Origin of the sequence: Leptospira kanakyensis (genome assembly GCF_004769235.1) — a bacterium.
Lineage (GTDB): Bacteria > Spirochaetota > Leptospiria > Leptospirales > Leptospiraceae > Leptospira_A > Leptospira_A kanakyensis.
This window is the reverse complement of record NZ_RQFG01000001.1, coordinates 127458-135458: the sequence shown is the minus strand read 5'-3', so window position 1 is coordinate 135458 and position 8001 is coordinate 127458. Positions and strand designations below refer to the sequence as shown.

Below are 8001 nucleotides of genomic sequence, written 5' to 3'. Positions count from 1 at the left end.
TTGTTAGAATTGTCGTCACGCTACGTTGTATATTGTAAAAGTTAAGTCTCTAAACTTAAACCTTTAACCATTGTTCACTTACTAACCTCGCACTTAACAAGCGGGTTTTTTTTATGTCCAGACGGGAGATGGGATGGGACATAATTCTAGTGTGAATCTACAAACCCCCGCCCGAGTTAGGGTGGAGGGGAGTGGCTCGTGGGAAGGTGCGAATTTCCCTTCTAACACAAAACAATCATTTCGAAAACAAACATATCGTTATTGGGAATTTATTTTCTGAAATGTTCGCATTTGTGGATTGGATGAAGGAAGATACTTGTGATAAAGTTTTTTTTGGTAATATTTCCATTAGGATATGGACGTTATCATTCAGCCTCAGCCTGGAACTTCGTGGTAATCGAGAAAGGCAATGGTAAAAAGTAACTGACTATACTAGGAACCGAAAAGAAAATCAGTGAGGATTGATCGTAAAAAACGATCCAGATAGTTTACGTAAACTATCTTTCGTTAAAAGAATAAAACTTTCAAATTGAAACTTCCTAATTCATTTTCCATGACAAAGTCATTGTTGTCATATGGTACGTGAACCTAGTGACTCCTCGACCATGATTGGAAGCCAGTTCGGCACTAGGTGCAACTTTATTACAATTCAAAAAGAGAACTTAAATTACTGAACAGTCAAAGTACCTAATTGAGAAGTCGAGAATGTTAGGCCAGAGTATCCTCCGTATCCATCTAGATCACAATATGTCTCTCGTGCAACTCCTGTTATCTTTAATCTCCCCACATATTTATAGGTTCCGGGATTTGAAGGAGCTGTGATGAGCGAATAATATTCATGGTTATTTCCACAGCTTAAACATGAGGAATTGTATGATGCCGAAAAGAAAGTCCAGTTTTGAGGTTCCGTCATGGGGTTCGAGTTACTAGGTCCATATCCTACTTGTAATTGCACTCTAGAGTCCGCTACTTGTGGGAAGATATTCGTTATATTTGTATGATAAAATTGAACATAGATAGCGTTTGAAATGTTTGCAGTCGTATTTCTTGTTAAAGTTAATGTACTAGGCCACTGAAGAATACAACTTTCGACTAAAGGAAGGTTTGATGGAGTTTGGTAAGTTTCTGATCCTAAATCGCTTTCGCCGTAAGAAGCTGTCAACGCGATCCTTATGTAATAGGTTGTATCATTATTAAGGCCAGTTAAAACAATTGGAGAACTCGTACCTGATACACTGGAGTTAGAATTCGTTACTCCTGAACTTGAACTATAATAAACTTTATATCCCGTTGCTCCCGTTACTGTAGAAAAGTTAACGGTTAATTGTGCCGTTCCAACCCCAACGGAAGAAATGACAGGAGGGCCGACATAAATATTTTGAGTAATGACTGAGCTATTGTTTTTTGCTAGATCGATGGCTCGATACTTTATTTGTATATTGCCATTGGAAAGAGCAAATGCGGAGGAGTAAATAGAACCATTGGTGACTGCACCATTGGAATCAAATGTGGGATCAGTGCCATTCAAAGTATAAATGATTTTATCGCACCCAGTTCCCCCAGTATCAGAACAACTGAGTTGTATTTGTGTGCCAGAAGGAAAAGGGCCCGAGCCAGATGGGGAAGTAATGCTTACATTTGGTGCTATCGTATCTTTATTTGTTGTACGCGTTGTAAAACCAAAACTACCGATTAAATTTGAAACACAAATTCGGATCGTGTTTTCTCCTTCAATAAAGTGCGTATTGGTTATCGTGGAACTGATGTCCGTAGCAACAAGTGCGGAACCAGAGACATTGGAATTTCCAGATCCATTGCTTAGTTCAGTTCCCGTTGAACAACTGCTACCGCCGATTCGAATTTGGTAGGTTCCCACTTTGGAACTTTGCCAATTGAGGTTAACGTTACTAGAACCATTGATAGCGGAGGTGAAAGAATTGACTGTAATTGTTGCCACTTGGGTATCGACTGTGAAAGTTTGTGAATGGATCGATGATAGGTTCCCAGCATTGTCACGGGCCACAAACTTAGTATAAGTTACGGAAGCATCGGACATATCGATTGCTGAGTTATACAATACACCATTCGTAATGTTTCCTGTTGGTCCTTGGATGCCGGGATTGGAAGGTGCGCTTCCCGCTTGGGTCGTGTAAGCGATTTTTTCACAACCAGATCCACCAACATCAGTACAGCTAGCTGTCACTGAAGTAGCAGAACTATAATTACCAGCACTAGGAGATGTGGATATCACTGGTGCTGTGTCATCCCTTTGCAGAGAAAATGATACAAATCCTACCAATCCATTTGATCCAGTCACACAGATCCTATAGGATTTTGTTCCTTCACCAGAAAAATTAGTGTAAGAACGAACGAATGTTATGTTCTGATTGGCGGAAGCTGACCCAGTTGTGATGTTTGTTCCAGAACAGGAACTACCTTCGTAAATTGCGTAGGAACCAGAACGATTTGTTTGCCAGGTTGCAGTGGAAGATTGAATGCCAGTACCCGATGAACTCACTGCCAATGATGTTTGACTCACTAAAGTTAAAGCAGGTACCGAAGAATCAACTGTATAATTGATTTGAATTGTTGAGGATAAATTGCCATTCAGGTCTCGACAAAAGGCTGTTAAAGTTCGACTGCCTTCAAAGGAAAGGCTAACGGTTTTGGATGGTGGAGAAAGAATGGTTCCTTCTTTCGTTTGAAAGTTAGGTGTGGATCCATCTAACGTATAAATAATGTTTCCGGGGGCAAAATTGTCAGTGCAAGTTAAAGTTGTCGTTTGTGATGTTGAATAAGTTCCTGATGACAAGGAGCTTGTGATGGTGGGTGGTGCTGTATCACCAAGGATTTGTGCCACCAAAGTATCATTTGCCGTTCCATCACCGTCTGTATCAAAACCAATGAGATTTCCACTTGAGTCTACGATTGCAACAACTGGACTTCCTGATCCCCCAGGCCCAGTTGTAAGAAAAGCGGGAGGTGTTGGATTGATGTAATAATCAGCAACTCCGTCCCCATTTGTATCCACAGCATCAGGAATACTATCTGCATTGGTATCGATGAGTATCAAGTTTGGAACACCAATGCCCGTGAGAGCAATGCCGTCGGATATACCATTCCCGTCAGAATCGACAAGTGTTCCTTCGAACGAGCCGTTACCTGATAAGTCGACTACAGTTCCAGGATCCATATTGACTGGTGTGGATGAACGTCCTCCCAATCCGAGAAGAAGAGCCATGATGGCATTGGGGTTGGAACCATTGTTAGGTAACAAGATACAAAACTGAAATGAAAAAATAAGAATGAGGGAAAGGTAATGGAAATATTGATTAGAGTTTCGCATGGTTCATTGTATCCAAATTGGATTCGATTGAAATACAGTGAATTGGGAATTCGGGATTGCATTCTAGCCGAAATTCACCTCCAACAGAAAAAAATTTCCAAAACACCGTCAATAACGTTCCAAAACCTTAGAAATAACGTTTAAAACGGTGACCTCGGGTCATTTTGATTTCGACTATCTGGGCTGTTCTATTGAGCGTTTAATTCAGTTCGATTTTTAACCTTCTGCTAACACCTATAAAACGAAAGTTTTACTTTATCAGGGCCAGGGAAAATCTGTGCGGCGAAGATCGACGCCCTTCCATTGTAAGATTTTACCATCCTCTTTAATTGTAAAATTATGATCGTTCCCAGTGGTATCATGGATCGTAACCTTATCGGCTGAAACGGTATAGGTGCCGATGCCTTTCAGGTCGGAGCCGGGTAAAATATAGGTCACTTGTTCCGTCGTAAAATCGAGTCTTCCTGCTTGCCCCGCACCTATGATTCCCCGTTTCTGTATACGTTCTGTCGGTTTACCCGCATAACTTTTTCCCGCGAGATCAAGTGATGCACATTGCGTGCAAATGAAAATGGCAACGGTAAATAAAAAAAATCGAAGGATCATACCGCATCAGAGCGATTTCAGACTCTCCGTCAATAATCTTTTATCATCGGAAGTGAATCTATTCTGATGCTTTAGGCTTTACTTCTAGGATTGATTATAAAAAATTCTACGCAAAGCGAATCGCTTAATTTGCTGTCCGAAAAAGTAGGATTACTATGAAAAACGTTGCCATCATATTTTTTGTCTGCCTGATCATCTGCGGCACCGCCATTTCTCCAAGCCAGGGTGGCAAACGAATGAGCTTTGTGAAACCACCCGTGCAACCAACAGTTAGGGCACGCTCTGTTGAAGTCAAAGGCACTCGCTGGAAAAACGGCCAGACCATACGTATCCTTTTTCTAGGTGGTACGAATGCCGAGCGGCAGATGGTGCGAAGCACTGCCATCGAATGGACGCGTTATGCGAATCTGACTTTTGAATTTTTCGATTCTGTAAAGGAGCTCCGTGGGCAAAAATCCAATATACGAATTGATTTTGTGCGTGGTGCCGGTGCTAATTCGGCGATAGGCAAAGAGGCAGAATATTATAAGCAGAATGAACGAACGATGAATCTCGAATGGGTAGATGAAGCCACAATATTACATGAATTCGGTCATGCGCTGGGTTTGGATCATGAACACCAGAATCCAACCAATCAAGTGCGTTGGAACAGGAATGCAATTTTTGCCGATTTGTCTCAGCAAGGATGGACGATCGAAATGGTGGACGATTTTATCATCAAACCGCACGACCGCAATCGTGTCAATTTCAGCCAATACGACCCCCAATCGATTATGGTCTATTCCTATCCCGACTTCTGGACCCTCGATGGTTCGTCGGTAGACCTGAATGTCGAACTTTCTGAAATGGATAAGATCAATATTGCAAAAATGTACCCAGGCAAAACGTCTGTGATCGAAGGACACCAGACTCCCATCACGCCAGCCACACAAGCTCCCACAATATCGGGAGTCTCTGAAATCAAATGCCAGAATTTAGCGAAAACGCCATCAAAGGTGTTGGGCGGAAGTTCGTTCAGCGTTGAAAATCATACGGAAGATGTTCTTACATTATATTGGTTGAACGCGGGCAAAAAAATCAAATATGCAACGATACATCCCGATAGCACACATGAACAAGAAACCTATATCGGTCATCTATGGGTCATTGACGTTCATTCACAGTGCAAACTGGCCTTCACCACCAACTCAAAATCTAAGGGTAAAGTTGTTCTTGGTAAACCTGATTGATTGGTGTGCTTTGTCCGCTCATCATTTCAGAAAGGACTTAAGGAAAATATTTTGTTAAATCATTTTCCTCTGTTTCGAATTAGATCCGCAATCTGATGGTGGCCATATAATTTTGCAACATCTATGGGTGAAACCGTATCAGGTAAATTGGTTACGGCACCAGCATTCAATAAGGCCTCTACAACATCTTTATGACCTTCCGCCGCTGCTGCGTAGAGGGCGGTTGTCTTATGCTCCGTGATGGCATTTACGTTGACTTTGTGATCGATAAGCAATTGAACCAATTTTAAATGACCTTCACTTGATGCAGAGATAAGCGGAGTCCAACCGAGTTTAGACCGAATTTCTTTATCGGCCTTGAATTCTAACAATACTTTTACAACCTCTAGATGACCCTCATAACATGCTTTATGGATTGGGGCTCTTTTGTCGTTTCCCAGTAGATTCGGGTCAGCATGATTTTCCAATAATAGCCGAGCAATGTTGGCATGACCTACTTGTGCAGCAACAAATAGAGGAGGGAAACCATCAATCGCTCTGAGATTAGGATTCGCTTTTTTACGCAGGAGTGCTGTGACTATTTCCTGATCCCCTTCCATGACAGCATAGTGCAAGGCCGTGTAACCAGTATCATCTTGAGTGTCTGGATTTGCTCCTTTGTTAAGAAGGTATTGTACAGATTCTAAATGTCCATTCATCGCCGCAAAATGAAGCGGAGTAACGTTTCCCTGCTCGGTTAGTTTGTTTGGGTTCGCACCTAATTCCAGTAATATTTTCATTAATTCCACATTGCCATTTAGTGCTAGTGTGTGTAATAAACTGAATCCTTCTTTGTCCACAACGTCAATATTTGCTCGGTTCGTTATCAAATACTTGGCGAATTGGTAATTTTTCTTTCGAATCGCATGAATTAAAGGTGTCGCTCCATTACGATCCTTTGGATCAATTAAAGAACCACGTTTTAATAAGAGTTTCAATGGATTGATATTAGCAGAGCTGCCGGATACTGCATAGTGTATTGGCAGTTTACCCTTGTTATCTGTTTCGTTAGGCAAAGCACCAGCATCTAACAAAATCTTTAGACAATCAGTATACCCTTTTGAACTAGCGATATGTAGTGGTGTCATACCAAGTTTGTCTTTTGCATTTACATCGGCTTTAAACTTGATTAATAATTTTGTTTGTTTCGCATCACCAAGAAAAGCTGCTTCATGTATAGCTCGTCCACCACTATCATTGATAGAGTTGACACTGTCTCGATTGATTTCTAGGAAATCTTGAGTTGCAGTCCAGTCACCAGCTTTTACTACTTTTGTAAGATCCAGCTTAGGTTTTGGTATTTCCGCTGAAACACAATTTAATATGATCGATAAAAGGCAAACAAAAGTGAGTTTGTTTGATGGGGGCCTGCGATACTTTCTGAAATAGATCCCTAGGATTTGAAGACAGTTCTGAAAGTGGGATAAGGAGTGGGAGAAAAAAGGAAGAAAACAATTGATTCTTAGATTGAAATTTAAAAAGTTCATCAAACTATTCCTAACAAACGTAACGTTATTTTTGAAAGCCTAAATAAGACCAACCAGTTTGATTATTTAAATTTATCCCGCTATACAAGCATTATTTGTGAAACAGTGAGTTTGAATATCCGCTTATTTTGTTTTTTAATGAGATTTAAAAATTATGCGCTGAACTTGTGAAGATGATGGTGCCGCAGAGTATTTTTTGTATGAAAATATTTTAGTAGGTGAGTGTGGAAATCTAGGGACTGCGAAATCCCTAGAATGGAATTGTTATTTTCCTTTTTTTGCTGGTGTTTGTTTTTCGATCCAGCCATCGCCAGTCAATTCATACTTTACTTGTCCATAGAGAAAAAAGTAAAATGAACTTGAATTGATTTGAGTGTTTGTTAAAAACTCAACTCCGTTTTCGGCGCATGCTTTTTGAATGACTTCCGCACTCATACGGGATACTCGCGTATCTCCTAGTGGGAGCAATACAAAAGGAACTGAATATTCAGCTTTAATTGGTTGCGGTTTCTTTTCGTATTCTTTGTTAAAATCAATTTCCTTTTCCGAAACAAAAGCATAATTTCCTTGTACGGTAACACAGTTAGTTACAAAAGAAGCCAAAAACAACATGAGGGCAACAGCGAGTATTTTTTTGTTTGAAGCTTTCATATTATTTTCCTCCACTTGTCAATTTCCAACATTCAGCAACGACACTATAACTTTCAGTTGCAATAAATGCTTGTTCACTTCTCGCGTAGTTTAGCTGAACATTCTTCGCTAAGTCACACGAATTTTTAGATTGAGCTGCATCCAAAAGGGTTGAATAGTTTTTGTAGTCACCTATCTGAAATCCGAATATATAAAATACTGCGTTGCCCGATGCAACAGAACTATTTACTAACTCATATTTCACGTTTTTGCCTGTGAGAATAGGCTTTGTGCTCATATATTTAACTGTAGGTGTGCTACAGTTAGTAATTGCAATGATGATCATCGCAATGAAAAATACGGACATTTTTCTCATTTGTTTCTCCTTGATTCGAATCAGGTAAAAGCCAGAGGTCTGGATGTCAAACAAAAGAATATAATGTTAAAATTAATTACAGTTTTTGACCGAATTACTATGACAAATAGCAAACCACCAATCAAAGCTAAGGTTACAATGATTCTTATGAGAAAATAATAGTTTATACCGCTTAATTTTAGGTTATCTGCAACACTTCCTTTTTTAGTGTTAGGTGGATTGGTTTTTGTTTGGATCGGAACGAACCCTGCGAGAGGGATATCCGGTGCGCGTTAGCGGTCGCTTTGC

General features: G+C 40.3%; 6 protein-coding genes. 1 reads left to right on the top strand and 5 read right to left on the bottom strand.

The window, feature by feature from the left end; translation table 11 throughout:
* Nucleotides 1-667 precede the first annotated feature (667 nt).
* A complete protein-coding gene (locus EHQ16_RS00600) occupies nucleotides 668-3346 on the bottom strand; it encodes a chitobiase/beta-hexosaminidase C-terminal domain-containing protein (protein ID WP_135637590.1) in 2679 nt (892 codons plus the stop codon).
* A 258-nt stretch (nucleotides 3347-3604) separates the two neighbouring features.
* A complete protein-coding gene (locus EHQ16_RS00595; RefSeq protein ID WP_135637588.1) occupies nucleotides 3605-3952 on the bottom strand; it encodes a hypothetical protein in 348 nt (115 codons plus the stop codon).
* Between the two features lie 155 nt (nucleotides 3953-4107).
* Between EHQ16_RS00595 and EHQ16_RS00590 the strand changes: the two genes are divergently transcribed.
* Entirely contained in the window at nucleotides 4108-5181 is a 1074-nt protein-coding gene (locus tag EHQ16_RS00590; protein WP_135637586.1) for a M12 family metallopeptidase, read from the top strand.
* Nucleotides 5182-5240: 59 nt separating this feature from the next.
* Here the strand turns inward: EHQ16_RS00590 and EHQ16_RS00585 are convergent, their stop codons facing one another.
* The 3 genes from EHQ16_RS00585 to EHQ16_RS00575 all read right to left on the bottom strand — a co-directional run bounded on the left by EHQ16_RS00585 (nucleotide 5241) and on the right by EHQ16_RS00575 (nucleotide 7713).
* Nucleotides 5241-6707, bottom strand: a complete 1467-nt coding sequence (locus EHQ16_RS00585) for an ankyrin repeat domain-containing protein (protein ID WP_135637584.1) — start codon at nucleotides 6705-6707, stop codon at nucleotides 5241-5243.
* A gap of 264 nt (nucleotides 6708-6971) precedes the next feature.
* The gene (locus EHQ16_RS00580; RefSeq protein ID WP_135637582.1) at nucleotides 6972-7358 is read right to left on the bottom strand and encodes a hypothetical protein; all 387 of its coding nucleotides are present in this window, start codon (nucleotides 7356-7358) and stop codon (nucleotides 6972-6974) included.
* 1 nt (nucleotide 7359) lies between these two features.
* Entirely contained in the window at nucleotides 7360-7713 is a 354-nt protein-coding gene (locus EHQ16_RS00575; protein WP_135637580.1) for a hypothetical protein, read from the bottom strand.
* Between the last annotated feature and the right edge of the window lie 288 nt (nucleotides 7714-8001).

Coding starts and splice junctions, on each gene's coding strand:
- EHQ16_RS00600 (WP_135637590.1), bottom strand. CDS start 3,346: ATGCGAAACTCTAATCAATATTTCCATTACCTTTCCCTCATTCTTATT.
- EHQ16_RS00595 (WP_135637588.1), bottom strand. CDS start 3,952: ATGATCCTTCGATTTTTTTTATTTACCGTTGCCATTTTCATTTGCACG.
- EHQ16_RS00590 (WP_135637586.1), top strand. CDS start 4,108: ATGAAAAACGTTGCCATCATATTTTTTGTCTGCCTGATCATCTGCGGC.
- EHQ16_RS00585 (WP_135637584.1), bottom strand. CDS start 6,707: ATGAACTTTTTAAATTTCAATCTAAGAATCAATTGTTTTCTTCCTTTT.
- EHQ16_RS00580 (WP_135637582.1), bottom strand. CDS start 7,358: ATGAAAGCTTCAAACAAAAAAATACTCGCTGTTGCCCTCATGTTGTTT.
- EHQ16_RS00575 (WP_135637580.1), bottom strand. CDS start 7,713: ATGAGAAAAATGTCCGTATTTTTCATTGCGATGATCATCATTGCAATT.